This is a genomic window from Pseudogulbenkiania sp. MAI-1 (assembly GCF_000527175.1).
Classification (GTDB): Bacteria; Pseudomonadota; Gammaproteobacteria; order Burkholderiales; family Chromobacteriaceae; genus Pseudogulbenkiania.
Genome location: NZ_AZUR01000001.1, coordinates 2,340,569 through 2,356,584, shown reverse-complemented (window position 1 = coordinate 2,356,584; position 16,016 = coordinate 2,340,569). Strand labels below are relative to the sequence as shown.

Here is a 16,016-nt window from a genome sequence, read left to right as displayed (position 1 = left end):
TCGAACGTTTGCCTGTGGTGGATTTCCTGTTGCTGCCTTGGCTACGCTATGTCTCGGCTCACTTTGGCTTGCGTAGTCATGTATTGAGTTTCTCCAGCAGTTCCGGCACAAGCGTGAACAGATCCCCCACCAGACCATAATCCGCCACGCTGAAGATCGGCGCTTCCGGGTCCTGGTTGATCGCCACGATCACCTTCGAACCCGTCATCCCCGCCAGGTGCTGGATCGCTCCCGAAATGCCCACCGCAATATACAGTTGCGGCGCCACGATCTTGCCGGTCTGGCCAACCTGGTAGTCGTTCGGAACGTAGCCGGCATCGACCGCGGCTCGGGAGGCCCCCAGCGCGGCTTGCAGCTTGTCCGCCAGCGGTTCCAACACCGCCGTGAAGTTCTCGCCACTGCCAAGACCCCGGCCGCCGGAAACGATGATGCGGGCCGACGTCAGCTCCGGACGGTCCAGCTTCGTCACTTCACGGCTCACGAACTGCGAGCTGCCAACCTCCGCCGCCGCTTCGATTTTCTCGAGGCTCGCACTGCCGCCTTCGGCCGCCACCGGGTCGAAACCCGTTGCACGGACGGTGATGACCTTGATCGCATCGCTCGATTGCACGGTGGCAATCGCGTTGCCGGCGTAGATCGGGCGCTTGAACGTGTCCGCACCGACGACGGCCGTGATATCCGAAATCTGCGCGACATCCAGTTTCGCCGCGATGCGCGGCGCGATGTTCTTGCCATAGGCGGTCGCCGCGACGAGGATGTGCGAGTAGTCCTTCACGATGTTCAGCGCCGTCGCCTCGACGTTCTCCGCCAAACCATCGGCCAGTTGCGGCGCATCCGCCAGCAACACCTTGCCGACCCCGGCGATCTTCGCCGCCGCATCGGCCGCCCCCTGGGCCTGGTGGCCCGCGACCAGGACGTGAATGTCGCCGCCGAGCTTCGTCGCGGCCGCGACCGTGTTCAATGTCGCCGACTTGATCGACACGTTGTCATGTTCGGCAATTACCAGAATCGTCATCTCTGTCCGCTCCTCTTACAACACTTTGGCTTCTGTTTTCAGCTTCTCGACCAGCGTTTTCACGTCCGGCACGATGATCCCCGCGGCCCGTTTCGGCGGTTCTTCCACCTTCAGTGTCTTCAGGCGCGGTGTGACGTCGACACCCAGGTCCTCCGGCTTTACCGTATCGAGCGGCTTCTTCTTCGACTTCATGATGTCCGGCAGCTTCACGTAGCGCGGTTCATTCAGGCGCAGGTCGGTCGTCACCACGGCCGGCAAGGTGAGCGACAACGTCTCGGCGCCGCCGTCCACCTCGCGCGTGACGGTGGCGCGGCCGTCCGCGACAGTGACCTTCGACGCGAACGTGGCTTGCGGCAGGCCCGCGAGGGCCGCGAGCATCTGGCCCGTCTGGTTCGAGTCATCGTCGATCGCCTGCTTGCCGAGGATGATCAGCTGAGGCTGTTCCTTGTCGACCAGCGCCTTGAGGATCTTGGCGACGGCGAGCGGCTGTACGTCGTCGTCCGACTCGACGAGGATCGCCCGGTCTGCGCCCATCGCGAGTGCGGAGCGCAGCGTCTCCTGGGCCTGCGCCACGCCCACCGACACCACGATCACTTCTGTCGCCGCGCCGGCTTCCTTGAGTCGTACCGCTTCTTCCACGGCGATCTCGTCGAACGGGTTCATCGACATTTTTACGTTCGCGAGGTCGACGCCCGTGCCGTCCGACTTCACCCGGACCTTGACGTTGTAGTCGACTACTCTTTTCAGCGGGACCATTAGTTTCATATCAATCACCATACGTTGAAAAATATAAACAGCGATGGGGAGGGCACTCGCCACGTCAGGCAAGATATATCCTGTCGTCATCAAGTTGTTAATGTTGTCACTGCTTATGTGTTCGTGCTCATAGAGCGTTTCATCAACAGGCGTTTGAGTACGTAACCCGCGCCGCTGCTCGCGAAAACACACGCAGCGATGCCCTGCTACAACCCCCGAATTTGATCCTCATGGCAAAAATAATGAGGACAAAACAGATAATATATATTGCTTATAGTATACGATTTGTGTGGGCGGTGCAAGGCTGGTTGGGTAAGAGGGTCTTAAAGTTCAGGCAGGAAAACGCTCAGGGCCGCAGTCCCTGCAATGTGTTCCTATGTGGCGACGGGAGTGTGCGAAGGTAAAGGGTAGTTCAGCCTTGTGCGCGGATGTATGAGGATAGACTTGCTCGAACTGGCGGTGCATGGTCTGGAGGGCTGAGGGGGCATGCTATGGTGTGCTGTGTGTCGGCAAACCCTGTGAAGAGGTTGTTTCACTACCTGGGGGCGGGCTGTGCAATTTGTCCTTGGGAGCGTCTACCCCGAGTTCGCTTAGGAGCACATCTTCGTATCTGATGTTATAATGATTGTATATGATTTAGATGGGCATCCCTAGTTGACGATTTCCATGCCCTTGAACGGCTGCTGATATGTCTGTGAGGGGTGCCTTTCATTAATTTACACCAAAATCTCAGTGGCCCCAAAACTAAGTGGGACTTTACGATAAATGTGCAGGAAGTGATTGGAATCTCTCATCTTGCATAGTGGATCGTGTGTGTAGGCAGAGAAATTTAGGATCGCTAACAATGGCCCAGGCAAAACCTACTAAGACGACGATAACTGCTACGGAAGGTGCGTACGTCGAAATTAAGCGTCGGATCCTCGAGGGTGAGCTGGCCGAAGGCTCGCCAATCCGTCAGGATGATGTCGCGGCGCAGCTCGGGGTGAGTAAGATACCGGTTCGCGAGGCGCTGATGCGACTGCAGTCCGAAGGGCTCGTCAAGTTTACGCCGAACGTCGGCGCGGTCGTCGCGACCCTCACCGTCATGGATTACATCGAGATGCTCGACATGCGGCTGGCGCTTGAATGTCGCGCCTTGGAGCTTGCCGTGCCGAACATGGCCTCAGTGGACATCGCGCGCGCGCGCGAGCTGCTTGCGGCCTATCACTCGGCCATGAGTGATCAAGAATGGAGCGATTTGAATGCAGAATTCCATGACACGCTCTACGAACCGGCCAATCGTCCACGCTTGCTCGCGGCGATCCGTTCGGTACAAGAGCATATGGGGCGCCTGCTGCGATTGCGTGTGACAATGGCGGCGAAGCACGACCGCTCACACGAGGAGCATATGCAGATTCTGGATGCTTGCGAGCGAGGCGACGTCAAGGGGGCGGTGCGTCTCTTGCGCAAGCATATCGAGCAATCGCAGCGTGAAGTGCAAGGCTTCTTCCGTAACAATCAGCGTCGCACCAGCGTTACCTGATCCACGCTCTTTTTGGGCAGCGCAGCCAGAGTCTGGTGCGCTGCACTACTTCTTACTTCGGTTGGGCGTAGAACTTGCCGGCATGTGCCCAATCAGTCGCTGGAATCTCGATGAACATAACATCGATTGATTCGACTGGGCACTTCAATACCTCAGATGTGAGTCGTGTCACTTCCTCCACGTATTGCGACTTCTGTTCGTGCGTACGTCCGGGGGACAATTCGATGCGAACAATAGGCATTATAGCTCCTTGTAATATTATGCACGGGTAATGCCGTGCAATTGAAAATCGGCGCGGCACCCTGTTTGCATAGGCGGGGCTGCGCCGTGGCAGTTACTGCATGTCTGATGGTCATGGGCCGTTGCAGGTGCATATCTCTCCCTGATCATGTGCGGCTTCTTGAGCAACAGGCTCAGCGGAGGGGAGGCACAAGCTGACTTTTCGTCTATTTCTTGCCATGCCCCCTCCGTCGAGTGGCCGCTGCCTCGCCACAATCCTGTTGGCTTGTCTTTCACAGCAAGTTGCCCATCAAGAACGATGTGCTGCACTTGCGTCTACCATTGCCATCCGTCCTCAGGTGGGCTGCCGGCGCATAATGGGCTCAAGTCGTTGTTCCGCTGCTCATTGTGGGCAGCTCAAGGCAATCGATCAGAAGGGGGGCTCCAAGCCTTCCGCCCTTTCTAGGCTTTATGGAATACAAAATCTTAACAACGTATACTATTTGTCGTCGGCGGGCAACACTGGAATCGCTTAAGAGTGCCATTTTCTGATGTACGCAACAGCGCGGGGGGCTCGTGCCTATCTGAGTAGGTGCGGAAGTTTGAAAAGTGCACACAATGAGCAAACAAGATACTATACTATCTGCTCGGTATACGATTTGTTGCCGGCCATACCATGTATAGGCAGAAGAGTCTGTTGGTGGAATCGTTTCGCCGCTGTCGCACATGAGAATGTGTACGCAGGTAGGACGCTGTCCGACGGAGGTAGGTGTAGAGGCTGACGCCCAGCTTGATTGCAGCCGTTGCAAGCCCACGGGCGTAGGCAAGAGGATTGATACTCCCTCCGCGTCTATCAATCCATGCGGATCTGAAGATCGGCGTCCCAAGCATGTGCTCGAGTTCGTGCTCCGGAATCATTTCGACGGGCGCGCCACGACGTGCCCACTGGTTGCAGCGTGCCTTAATGGTTTCAATCGAGATGCCCGTGTATGCAGGCTGTATCCAGCCATTTTGCACAGGAAAGCAGTTGATCTCGTGTTTGGCAATGGTCTCGAAAACAAGCGTTGGCGCAGTACCGCTCCACTCTACTAGCCGTGCCCCTTGGATCGCACCATAGCGCTGTACAACGACATCGGGATCCCATTTCAAGCCTGGTATGACTTGGCCATTGTTTCGGCCGGATGCCCCCCAGCCCGGTTCGATTGCGTCGACAACCACTACGGTCTTGCCTGCCTCACGCAGGGTGATGGCTGTCATGAGGCCCGTGAAGCCACTTCCAATGATCGCGACGTCGGCTTCGACTGTCTCTTGTAATGAGGAGCATTGAGGTGGGGGAGGGGCAGTCAGCTTCCAGGCCGAACTCGGTAAGACTGGGAGTTCGCCAGCAAGTAGCGCGGTCATGGTGTCTCCTTAAGCCGCCACAAAATCCAATGTGACTCCGCATGCCGCTTCGGCAGATACTCGCAGTCGATTTTCGCTGTGGCGTGAGTATGGAATGCCACCTTGCTTCAGTGCTTCTTCGCAAGCCTGCAGGGACGTAGTCTGCATGGCGATGGCCGTGAGATAAGGTGCCGTGGTGTCGATGACGAGGCCCTGGCGTACTGCTTCCTCTGGGGTTACCACTATGAGCTCCGCGCCGCGACCAACGCTAATGGACAACTGTTGTTCGCTAAGTTCGATGGAGCCGTCGTTAAAGTATTTCTGGAGCAGTTCGGCTGTTGCTTTTAGATCCTCGGCAACGCCGGTCATCGAAAGGATGCTGGTCACTTTGTTCGGGTGGTCGAAAAAGCTCGGCTCACGAATGAGCTCTGGAGTGAGATGCTGGCAGATCAAGGAAGCCATCATCGGACCAGTTTCCCCTTCTTTAAAGAACAACAGGCGAAAGCTGGGGTGAGTCTCGCCATCGGGGCGCTCGAAGCGCCGCGTAAGTTCGCGCACTGGGTGGGGGGCAAGCCCGCGCTCTACGAAATAGTGAACAGCCTCGTGATTGTCGCGATCTCCGGTAAAGGCGACGCCCATGAGGCCTTCGCGTTCTGCGAGGAACTCGTCAAGTTTGTGTGTGTACCGAGCGGGATCAACAATTCCGCGTAGCTCAAGGTAATCATGCGGGAACATGATGCACCAGTTTCCAGTGCCCCACTCCATGTGGCTACCACGTGGCGGAACGAAGAATCCCATGCGCTCGTAGCGCCGACGGGACTCTTCCATGTCGCGGACCGCAATGACCGGGTGGTCGAAACCGATGATGGGGCTTTTGCTCATTGGACTATCTGCCTATCTAACGTTGGGGGTTGCTTGGGACTGCTTGTTCTAGAAGTGCTGTACATATCCGGTTTTGAGGTAAGTAAATAGGGCAGAAGTGGCCACTTCTGTCGCCACTCAGCAACATCGAGCATGAGGTGTGCACACGTCAGCATGGACCTTCTTGTGCAGAAGGTACTCTTTAAAGAGTGCTCTTCTGTGGACGGACCCCCAAGAGGATGCACGCGTAAAAGCATCAAATTGACGAAAAGTAGGTCGATTCTTCTGTAATCCGCGGGCCTTTCAGGTTCATCGTGCGTACCCCTCTTCTGCATCTGATCTCACGTAAAGCATTCTTGAACAGGAAAGTCTGCCCCTTGCTGGCTTCATGTGACTGGAGCCATTCAATCAAGAGGGGCCAGTGGAGAACCTTGGTTTCACGTTCTCACCCTCCGCAGGGCGACATAAGTGTTTTTTTAGTATACGATTGATGTTCAAAGAATACTATAATGGTTGGAGCGCTAGCCGGTGATCCACCCACCTAATGATCCGGCTACTCCAGTCTGGGAACCGACTTTTCAAGCGGGGCCCAGCAACCACAGGAAGGTTCATGGAAGGTTCAAGAATGGAATACGACTACATAGTTGTGGGTGCTGGCGCGGCGGGTTGCGTCATTGCATCCCGTCTCTCTGAAGACCCAGCGGTTCGGGTGCTGCTCGTGGAAGCCGGTGGGTCAGATCGATCGCTAATAGTCGACATGCCAGCGGCTTTGCCGTTCGTATATGCCAGTAAGCGGCTAGGGTGGCACTATCAGGCGGGACCCGAACCGTATCTGGATGGGCGCTCCATCGACGAAAAGCGTGGTCGCGTCATCGGTGGCAGCACGACGATCAACGCCATGATCTACAACCGAGGCAACCCGCTGGACTACGAAGGTTGGGCGGGGATGGGATTGAAGGAATGGTCCTACGCACATTGCTTGCCGTATTTCCGCCGGCTCGAGACCTTCAGTGGCGGTGCAGACCAGTGGCGTGGTGGCGATGGACCTATGCGAATCAAGCGATGCGAGGCCGACCATAAACTGTACGACTGTTTTCTTCGCTCAGGTGAGCAACTCGGTTTCCCAGTCACGAAAGATCACAACGGCTACCAGCAAGAGGGTTTGCACATTGCCCAAGCGTATATTCACGAGGGCAAACGCTGGTCTGCTGCACGTGGCTACCTGGATCCTGCCGCTCAGCGCTCCAATCTGCATATTTGCACCGACTCATTAGTCGAGCGCATCCTTCTTGATGGCGATATGGCTATCGGCATCCAGTATCTGCAAAATGGTCGCCAATTGACTGCCCATGCTAGTAAAGAGGTCATTCTCTGTGCCGGTGCGTTCAATTCACCCAAGCTGCTGATGCTCTCGGGTATCGGCGATGCAGACGAATTGCGTCAGCATGGCATCGATGTTCTAGCCCACTCGCCGCAGATCGGCAAAAATCTTGAAAATCATCCCGGCGTCAACCTGCAATACGCCACGGAACGGGCGAACTCTCTGGTATCCGAGCTGGGGCCGGTTGGTCAAGTCAAATTGGGTTTGAATTGGCTGCTGCGGAAAAAAGGTCTCGGAACCACGAACTTTTTCGAAGCCGGGGCTTTTTTGCGTAGTAGTGACCGCTTCGATTATCCGAACGTGCAGTTCGAGTTCCTGCCACTGACTCGCCAGTTGAAGAACGGTAGGCTGGTTGCAATCCCCGGTTTTCAATTCTGGCTTGACCTGTCGCGCCCGAAGAGTCGTGGGCGTGTACGGCTTCAGTCAGCAGATCCTGCTGCTGCTCCGAACATCGTCTTCAACCATTATGCCGAAGCGGATGATATGCGCGACATGATCGACTCGGTGCGTCTCGCCCGCAGAATCATTGCACAGCGTGCATGGGATTCCGTGCGCGGTGAAGAGTTGGCGCCTGGTGCCCATGCACAGACCGACAAGGAGCTCGAGGCGTTCATCCGAGTTAATACCGGCACGTCCTATCACCCAAGCGGGACATGTCGCATGGGCATTGACGCGGACGCCGTTGTTGACAGTTATGGCCGTGTTCACGGGGTATCTCATTTGCGTGTGGTTGATGCTTCTATCATGCCACGCATTGTTACGGGTAACCTCAGCGCGTGTATTTATATGATGGCGGAGAAGATCTCCGACCACATAAGAGGCAAAACCGCGTTGGCCCCATCCTCCGCGCCTTGGTTCAATTCAGCCACGGGACGTAAAGCATCGTAGTCTCTACGTACCCTTATTTCCCATTACACGGTATTCAATACGACGCCGTTAATTATCCGGAGAGTGCTTATGTATTCCGAAAAATTACAACTTTTTATTAATGGTCAGTGGACTGACGGCAGCGAAGGCAAGGTAACCCCAGTTTACAATCCGGCAACTGGGAAAATCATTTCCTATCTGTCCTGCGCTGGCGTGTCGGACCTCGATCGAGCTCTCGAAGGAGCGCAGAATGGTTTTCTGGTCTGGAAGCAGTTGCCGGCTATCGAACGTTACAAGGTTCTGAACAAGGCCGCCGAATTGATCGAATCCAGCAAGCAAGAAATTGCGCAGACAATGACCCAGGAGAACGGCAAGCCGCTCGGCGAGGCTGCTGGGGAGGTGCAGTTCTGTGCCGATGCGGTACGGTGGTACGCGGAAGAAGCTCGACGTGCCTATGGCCGAGTGATTCCGGCACGTGTACCGGGTGTGCGTCAATTGACGCTCAAAGAACCTGTAGGGCCGGTGCTGGGTTTTGCGGCGTGGAATTTCCCTGCCGGTAACGTGGCCCTGAAGATCGGCGCTGCTTTGGCTGCCGGCTGCTCAATCATCGTCAAACCGAGTGATGAAACGCCAGGTACGGCCATTGCTATCGGGCGTTGCTTTCAAGAGGCCGGTGTACCCCCGGGCGTAGTTAACATCGTGTTCGGAGAGTCTGCTCCTATTTCTGAACACCTAATCAAGTCGCCGATTCCGAAAAAAGTCTCACTGACTGGTTCTACCCCTGTAGGCAAACTGCTTGCACGCCTTGCCGCAGATACCCTCAAGCGCTGCACCATGGAGCTAGGTGGTCACGCTCCCGTCCTCGTATTCGAGGATGCTGATCTCGACTACACAATCAATATGCTTGTTGCTGCCAAGTTCCGTAATGCCGGCCAGGTTTGCACTTCGCCTACCCGCTTCTACATCCACCGCCGGATTTACGACCGTTTTGTCGAGCAGTTCACTGAGCGCACGAAACAGTTGGTGGTTGGCAATGGCCTAGACGAGGGTGTGCAGGTCGGACCCATGATTACTGAGCGTCGTTTGGCGGCAATCGACGAGCTGGTTCGCGATGCTGTAGCAAACGGTGCCACCATCGTGACTGGCGGCCAGCGCCTTGAGCGTCAGGGTTATTTCTATGCGCCGACCGTGCTGCGCGATGTCCCGGATAACGCTCAAGTCATGACGCAGGAGCCGTTCGGTCCTCTCGCCCCGATGACCCCATTCGATTCGTTTGATGAAGTCATCGCTCGTGCGAACTCGCTGCCTCTCGGTCTTGCCGGTTACGTCTTCACGAGGGACAGCTCGACCGCTACCCGCGCAAGCGAGGCGCTAAATGTAGGGCAGGTTGGTGTTAACAACACGTCCGTGCATGAAGTGGAAACTCCGTTCGGTGGTGTCAACGAGTCCGGCTATGGCCATGAAAGCGGCATCGAAGGGTTGGATGCCTACCTGCGCACCAAGCTGATTTCCGACAAACAACTGCCGTCAGTCAGCAACTCCTAAACGCACTGAGGTGAGTGCCAGCAAGACTGGCGCTCACCTCTGCGGACGTTGCTCCTGCTTGTTGTGTGCTCCTTTCAAACTCCTTGAAAACTATAGTTGCAAATCCAGCATGAGCAGTGGCGCAATAATTTGCCGCCGATGTGGAGCAGCACGCTGTTCGCTCTTACTGCCGGGGTCACTGCACAGTCCTTGTGGTCTTGGCGGCCTCCCAAGTTGGAGCTGTTCTTATGTTTCTCGGAGCGACACGGCGAAATATTTCGACAGGGCTCAGCGTAGGATGGCTGGCCGGGCTTTATCTCCTTTAAGTTCTGAAGGTAGTTGGGAAAACTTGAAATGTGTGGAATTCTAGGCGTGGTCGGGCAGTCTCCCGTCAATCAGCTGCTGTATGACGGTCTGCAACTGCTGCAACACCGGGGTCAGGATGCAGCCGGCATCGTGACGGCCAACGGGAAGTCTTTTCACATGCACAAAGGCAGTGGCATGGTCAGAGACGTGTTCCGTACCCGCAACATGCGCTCGCTGCTGGGCAACGCCGGCATCGGCCATGTGCGCTACCCGACTGCCGGCTCGGCGTCCAACCTGGCCGAGGCGCAGCCGTTCTATGTCAACTCGCCGTTCGGCATCGTGCTGGCGCATAACGGCAACCTGACCAATACCGACGAGCTCAAGGCGGATATGTACCGCTACGATCTGCGTCACATCAACACCAATTCCGATTCCGAAGTGCTGCTCAACGTGTTCGCTCACGAACTGGCGCAGCGCGTCGAGGGCTACGAGCTGTCGGTCGAGGCGGTGTTCGAGGCGGTCGAGGCCGTGCACCGCCGCGTGCGCGGCGCCTACGCCGTGGTGGCGATGATCGCCGGCTACGGGTTGGTGGCCTTCCGCGACCCCAACGGCATCCGTCCGCTGGTGATCGGCACCAACGACAGCAACGGCAAGACCGAATACATGTTCGCCTCCGAGTCCGTGGCGCTGGATTGCTCCGGCTTCAAGGTGCTGCGCGACGTCGAGCCGGGCGAGTGCGTGTTCGTCAGCTTCGGCGGCGATTTCCACGCCCAGCCGAGCAAGGGCCCGACCCGCCATGCGCCGTGCCTGTTCGAATTCGTCTACTTCGCCCGTCCCGACTCGGTGATCGACGGCGCCTCGGTTTACCAGGCGCGCACCGTGATGGGCGAGACGCTGGCCGACAAGATTCGCCGCGTGCTGCCGGAGATGGACATCGACGTGGTGATGCCGATCCCCGATACCAGCCGCCCCAGCGCCTTGCAACTGGCCAATCACCTGGGCCTCCCGTACCGCGAAGGCTTCATCAAGAACCGCTACATCGGCCGTACCTTCATCATGCCGGGCCAGGCCGTGCGCAAGAAGTCGGTGCGCCAGAAGCTCAACCCAGTCGCCTGTGAATTCAAGGACCGCAACGTGCTCTTGGTGGACGACTCCATCGTGCGCGGCACCACGTCCAAGGAAATCGTGCAGATGGCGCGCGATGCCGGCGCCAAGAAAGTCTATTTCGCCTCCGCCGCGCCGGCGGTGCGTTTCCCCAACGTCTACGGCATCGATATGCCGACCCGTGCCGAACTCCTGGCCACCGGGCGGACCGAGGAAGAGATCGCCCGCGAGATCGGCGCCGACGCGGTGATCTACCAGGACCTGGATGCCCTGAAGGACGCGGTGCACAGCGTCAACCGCGAACTGCGCGATTTCGAGACCTCGTGCTTCAACGGCGAGTACATCACCGGCGACATCACCGAAGCGTATCTCGACGCGATCGAGAGCGCGCGCCGTGACGGCAAGGGCCAGAAGGAGGAGGTCGAAGGCGCGCAGCCGGTCGACCTCAACCTGAACGTGGCCGAGCAGAACCTGATTTGAAACAAGTTGCTAACATCACCGTCATCGCTTAGCAGATAGCATGGATACCGCTGGAAGTGTGTGTGATCATCAACGCATCCATGCGATTAAGAGCCTGCAGCAGATCTAAGGTGCCGTGATATGTCTGTTGTTCATTTTTAGCTGGGAGAAGTTTGCTTGTACAAGGGTATTACTTTATCGATTGCGTCGTCGTGCCTGTTTGCCGGCCTGTATTACTACGCTACCTTATTAGCCCCGCTAACCGGGCAGGAAATATTTGGTTGGCGCATGGTGCTCACACTGCCCTGTGTGACGCTGTTCATGATTATTAGCAAGGAGTGGAGGCACGTTGCGCAGCTACTATCGCGCCTTAAACGTACACCGAAGCTCATACTTGGGCTGTCCCTCAGCAGCGCGCTGCTGGGGGTTCAGCAGTGGCTGTTCATGTGGGCGCCGCTGAATGGCCGGGGACTGCAAGTATCCTTGGGCTACTTCCTGCTTCCCCTCGCTATGCTGTTGGCAGGCAGGTTGCTCTACCGTGAGCGTCTCACGTTGCTGCAGAAAGCGGCCGGGCTGTCGGCCGCGTTAGGCGTGGCGCACGAGTTGTATCAGGTGGGAGGGTTCTCATGGGAAGCCCTGCTGGTCGCCATCGGCTTCCCAATCTATTTTATCCTGCGCCGAAAACTAGGAACGGATCACTTGGGCGGGCTCTGGTTCGACATGCTGCTCACACTCCCTTTCGCTGCATGGATCGTGATGGGACAGCATGCTGCAAACAGCCATTTCGCGCAGAGCCCACGCCTGTACCTCCTGGTTGTCCTTCTGGGAGTGATCACCGCCACCGCTTTCATGTCCTATATCACCGCCAGCCGGCTCCTTTCGCTCAGCCTCTTTGGATTGCTGGGCTATGTGGAGCCAGTATTGATGCTCGGGGTGGCGCTGATCCTTGGGGAGCATATCCAGGCCGATGAATGGTTGACTTTCCTCCCCATCTGGGTCGCTGTCGGCATGCTGATCTTGGACGGTGTGCGTCATCTCTGGAGGGAAAGTGTATCGATCCGCATCATTGAGAATAACGCCCCTGCGTGACCTATCGGCAAGCGAGAGCCTGCCGTGGAATAGGGCAGCTGCCGCTGCATGTAGCGATCGATTGAATGAAGAAGAAAGGGTATCAGTTAGATCGGCGCTGCAGTACTCTTCCGTCCGTAATGGTAAGGTAGGCCGAGAAACAGAGCCAGGATAGAGAGATGCCTGACGAAATGACGCATGGCGGTTCCAAACACATTAAGCCCCTTGGAGCTGGTGAGCCAGCACGCCGGGGCCAAGGGAGTCAGAGTTGCTGACCAATGACAGGCCCTAAACCGGGGATTGTGGCTTGGATATCCACTGCGGCTATTTCGCAGTCTCCTCCAGCGCATCGCCCAGCGCGTTAATCAGACGGTCGATCTCAGCCTTCTCCGTAATGAAAGGTGGGGCAAGCTGAATGGTGTCCCCTCCATAACGGACGTAGAAGCCTTTCTTCCAGCACGCCATAGAGACCTCATAGGGGCGACGAGCTGGCTCTCCGTTCTTGGGTGCTAAGGTGATTCCTGCCGCCAGGCCGAAGTTGCGGATGTCCACGACACCGGCCGCCCCCTTCAAACTGTGCACAGCACTCTCGAAGTACGGTGCGAGGGCTCCCACCCGTGCAACGGCGTCCTCTTGCACGAGCAAGTCCAGTGCGGCAATTCCCGCTGCGCAGGCCACCGGGTGTGCCGAATACGTATAGCCGTGTGGGAATTCGACCAGATATTCCGGTCCACCTGCGGACATCAACGTATCATAGATGTCCTTATTGGCGATCACTGCCCCCAGCGGCTGAGCACCGTTGGTGATCTGCTTGGCAACATTCATGATGTCAGGGATGACGCCAAAGGCATCGGAACCGGTCCATGCACCGGCACGGCCAAACCCGGTGACGACCTCGTCAAAGATCAGAAGGATGTCGTGCGCTGTGCAAATCTCTCGCAGCCTTTGCAGATAGCCTTGCGGCGGTACGATGACACCGGCCGATCCAGAAAAAGGCTCGACAATGACTGCGGCAATGTTGGAGGCGTCATGGAGTGCGATCAGGTCTAGCAGCCGCTCCGCAAGGTCTGCGCCCTGCTCGGGCATTCCCCGCGAAAAGGCGTTGGACGCAAGCATCGTGTGCGGCAGGTGGTCCGCGTCTACTGCCTGACCGAAGACCTTGCGGTTGCCACCGATCCCGCCGACAGAAATGCCGCCGAAGTTGACGCCGTGGTAACCCTTCTCGCGACCGATGAGTCGGGTCTTCGTCGCTTTGCCTTTGGCACGCCAGTAGGCGCGTGCCATTTTCAGCGAGGTGTCGGCGGCCTCGGATCCCGAACTTGTAAAAAACACATAGTCCAGCCCGGCCGGGGTCAGGTCCTTGATCTTATTGGCAAGTTCGAAGGACGACGGATGGCCGAACTGGAAGGCCGGCGCGTAATCGAGCTTCGCGATCTGTCGAGCCACTGCTTCAGTGATTTCTGGTCGCCCGTGACCCAAGCCTGCGCACCAGAGGCCCGAGAGGCTGTCGAATACTTTTCTGCCATCGGCGTCAGTGAAGTAGGCACCCTTGGCCTCGACGATCATCCGTGGGTCGGCCTTGAAGCTGCGGTTTGCGGTGAAGGGCATCCAGTGGGCATCGAGCCATGCACTGTCGGTGCGAGAGGAGGGTGCGGTTCTTTTCTGTTCAGTTGTGGAGAAGCTCATGGTAGTTCCTTGACCTCATATTGTTGGTGCCCCGGCGGGGCATGGTGATCCGGGGCTACCGGTTGCCGACAGCGACGACGTAAGCGTGGATTTGGACCGTGGCCCACACGTCGAGCCGTCGGAACGGATCTCCTTCGCTAAAGGCCTGCACGTCTTGCAGCGAGTCGGCCTCCACAATGAGCAGGCTGCCGATGCGGGTGTTTCCGGTTGCGTCAAGCAGCGGGCCGGCCTGCATCACCTTCAACGGGGCTCCGGCCACGTAGGCTCGATGGGCATCGTAGTGTTCCAACCGGCGAGGGTAGGCGCCCTGGTGGTCTAGGCAATGAATGACAAACAGCATGTCAACGCTCCCGCTCAACGCATGCTGATAGTGGTGTTGACGCCGGAGGAAGCGCTGTCCTCGAACCAGCGGGCAGTCACCGTCTTGGTTTGGGTGTAGAACAGCACCGCCTGCTTGCCGTAGGGGCCAAGATCCCCCAGCTTGGAGGCGCGCGAGCCGGTGAAGGAGAACATGGGGACCGGCACGGGGATGGGTACGTTTATCCCTACCTGACCCACGTCAATCTCCTCCTGGAACTTGCGCGCGGCGGCACCCGATTGGGTGAAGATCGCTGTGCCGTTGCCATTGGGGTTGGCGTTGATCATGGCGACGGCTTCGTCCAGGCTCGCGGCCTCGGCCAGGCACAGTACTGGGCCGAAAATCTCTTGGTCGTAGACCACCATGCCTGGCTTCACACCAGAGAAGACAGTGGGCCCGACGAAGTTGCCGTGTTGTAGTGCAGCGGGCAGATTCGGGTGCCGGCCGTCGAGCTCAAGGATGGCGCCATCTTGGATGCCGCGTTCAATGAGCCCCTCCACACGTTCTTTCGCCGCACAGTTGATCAGCGGCCCTAGGTCCGGGTTGTCCTGGCCCGCGCCGATGCGAAGCGCACGCGCCTTGGCCACGATGTCGGGATTCCAACTTTGCGCTTCGCCCACCAGGACGGCCACCGTCACAGCCATGCAGCGCTGACCTGCCGCGCCGAAGGCGGCACCGACGATGGCGTTGAGCGAGGCCTCCTTTTGCGCATCCGGCAGCACAATGGCGTGGTTCTTAGCACCCATCATGCACTGCACCCGCTTGCCTGAAAGTGACGCGCGCTCGTACACATGGGTGCCGACCCGGGTGGAGCCCACGAAGGATACCGCCTTGATATCGGGGTGGTCACACAACGCATCCACTACCTCGGCCGCGCCGTGCACCACATTGAGCACGCCAGGCGGAATCCCGGCTTCCAGCGCCAGTTCCACCAGGCGCATCGTGACCATAGGGTCCTGTTCCGAGGGCTTGAGCACGAAGGTGTTACCGCAGGCGATAGCCATGGGGAACATCCACAACGGGATCATTGCGGGGAAGTTGAAGGGCGTGATGCCGGCACATACCCCCAGTGGCTGCATCAGCGTGTAGGTGTCCACGCCTCCGGCTACATTGTTCGCCAGTTCCCCAAGCTGCAGTTCCGAAATGGCCGCCGCATGCTCCACCACCTCGAGGCCGCGGAAGATGTCACCTTCCGCGTCGGCCAGGGTCTTGCCTTGTTCGGCCGTCAGCATGGCAGCCAGCGATTTGATGTTGTCACGGATCAGTTGCTGATATTTCAGGAAGACCCGCGCGCGTTGACCAATGGGGGTTTTGCGCCAAGAGGGAAAGGCCGCCTTGGCTGCCTCCACAGCAGCCGCAACCTCGCTAGGCGTGGCCAAGGGTACTTGTGCGAGTGTCTCCTGCGTGGCTGGGTTGATGATGTTGCGCCACTGCGTCGATTGGGATTGGATAAATGCGCCGTTGATCAGCAGCGGGATGCGAGGTAGATGGGTTGTCATCGGAGTCTCCA

At 57.8% G+C, this 16,016-nt stretch carries 13 protein-coding genes; 5 read left to right on the top strand and 8 right to left on the bottom strand.

The features are described from left to right. Positions 1–76: 76 nt before the first annotated feature. Together PSEMAI1_RS0111020 and PSEMAI1_RS0111015 are read right to left on the bottom strand one after the other, a co-directional pair. Positions 77–1,015 (bottom strand): electron transfer flavoprotein subunit alpha/FixB family protein, encoded by a 939-nt coding sequence (locus PSEMAI1_RS0111020; protein WP_024302933.1) that lies wholly within the window; start codon positions 1,013–1,015, stop codon positions 77–79. 15 nt (positions 1,016–1,030) lie between these two features. After that, positions 1,031–1,780, bottom strand: coding sequence for an electron transfer flavoprotein subunit beta/FixA family protein (locus PSEMAI1_RS0111015; protein ID WP_024302932.1), 750 nt, complete (start codon positions 1,778–1,780; stop codon positions 1,031–1,033). Between the two features lie 835 nt (positions 1,781–2,615). Between PSEMAI1_RS0111015 and PSEMAI1_RS0111010 the strand changes: the two genes are divergently transcribed. Further along, positions 2,616–3,293: a GntR family transcriptional regulator gene (locus PSEMAI1_RS0111010; RefSeq protein WP_024302931.1), complete on the top strand. Its 678-nt coding sequence runs from the start codon at positions 2,616–2,618 to the stop codon at positions 3,291–3,293. Between the two features lie 52 nt (positions 3,294–3,345). Here the strand turns inward: PSEMAI1_RS0111010 and PSEMAI1_RS22500 are convergent, their stop codons facing one another. The 3 genes from PSEMAI1_RS22500 to PSEMAI1_RS0111000 all read right to left on the bottom strand — a co-directional run bounded on the left by PSEMAI1_RS22500 (position 3,346) and on the right by PSEMAI1_RS0111000 (position 5,774). Beyond that, complete coding sequence (locus PSEMAI1_RS22500) at positions 3,346–3,534, bottom strand: 4-oxalocrotonate tautomerase (RefSeq protein WP_024302930.1); 189 nt, start codon at positions 3,532–3,534, stop codon at positions 3,346–3,348. Between the two features lie 617 nt (positions 3,535–4,151). Then, complete coding sequence (locus PSEMAI1_RS21255; RefSeq protein WP_084612666.1) at positions 4,152–4,913, bottom strand: FAD-binding oxidoreductase; 762 nt, start codon at positions 4,911–4,913, stop codon at positions 4,152–4,154. Positions 4,914–4,922: 9 nt separating this feature from the next. After that, positions 4,923–5,774, bottom strand: coding sequence for a VOC family protein (locus PSEMAI1_RS0111000; protein ID WP_024302929.1), 852 nt, complete (start codon positions 5,772–5,774; stop codon positions 4,923–4,925). A 604-nt stretch (positions 5,775–6,378) separates the two neighbouring features. Here PSEMAI1_RS0111000 and PSEMAI1_RS0110995 point away from each other — a divergent pair. From PSEMAI1_RS0110995 to rarD, 4 genes are all read left to right on the top strand, one after another. Then, complete coding sequence (locus tag PSEMAI1_RS0110995) at positions 6,379–8,022, top strand: choline dehydrogenase (RefSeq protein WP_024302928.1); 1,644 nt, start codon at positions 6,379–6,381, stop codon at positions 8,020–8,022. Positions 8,023–8,091: 69 nt separating this feature from the next. Further along, positions 8,092–9,546, top strand: a complete 1,455-nt coding sequence (locus tag PSEMAI1_RS0110990; protein ID WP_024302927.1) for an NAD-dependent succinate-semialdehyde dehydrogenase — start codon at positions 8,092–8,094, stop codon at positions 9,544–9,546. Positions 9,547–9,879: 333 nt separating this feature from the next. Beyond that, positions 9,880–11,415, top strand: a complete 1,536-nt coding sequence (purF, locus tag PSEMAI1_RS0110985) for an amidophosphoribosyltransferase (RefSeq protein WP_024302926.1) — start codon at positions 9,880–9,882, stop codon at positions 11,413–11,415. Positions 11,416–11,571: 156 nt separating this feature from the next. After that, positions 11,572–12,483, top strand: a complete 912-nt coding sequence (rarD, locus tag PSEMAI1_RS0110980; protein WP_024302925.1) for an EamA family transporter RarD — start codon at positions 11,572–11,574, stop codon at positions 12,481–12,483. Between the two features lie 303 nt (positions 12,484–12,786). On the opposite strand, the gene PSEMAI1_RS0110975 is transcribed toward rarD, so the two are convergent. The 3 genes from PSEMAI1_RS0110975 to PSEMAI1_RS0110965 are packed head-to-tail and all read right to left on the bottom strand — an operon-like array spanning position 12,787 to position 16,005. After that, positions 12,787–14,148, bottom strand: coding sequence for an aspartate aminotransferase family protein (locus PSEMAI1_RS0110975; protein WP_024302924.1), 1,362 nt, complete (start codon positions 14,146–14,148; stop codon positions 12,787–12,789). A gap of 55 nt (positions 14,149–14,203) precedes the next feature. Beyond that, the gene (locus PSEMAI1_RS0110970; protein WP_024302923.1) at positions 14,204–14,488 is read right to left on the bottom strand and encodes a YciI family protein; all 285 of its coding nucleotides are present in this window, start codon (positions 14,486–14,488) and stop codon (positions 14,204–14,206) included. Positions 14,489–14,502: 14 nt separating this feature from the next. After that, positions 14,503–16,005, bottom strand: coding sequence for a CoA-acylating methylmalonate-semialdehyde dehydrogenase (locus PSEMAI1_RS0110965; RefSeq protein ID WP_156943123.1), 1,503 nt, complete (start codon positions 16,003–16,005; stop codon positions 14,503–14,505). Positions 16,006–16,016 lie beyond the last annotated feature (11 nt).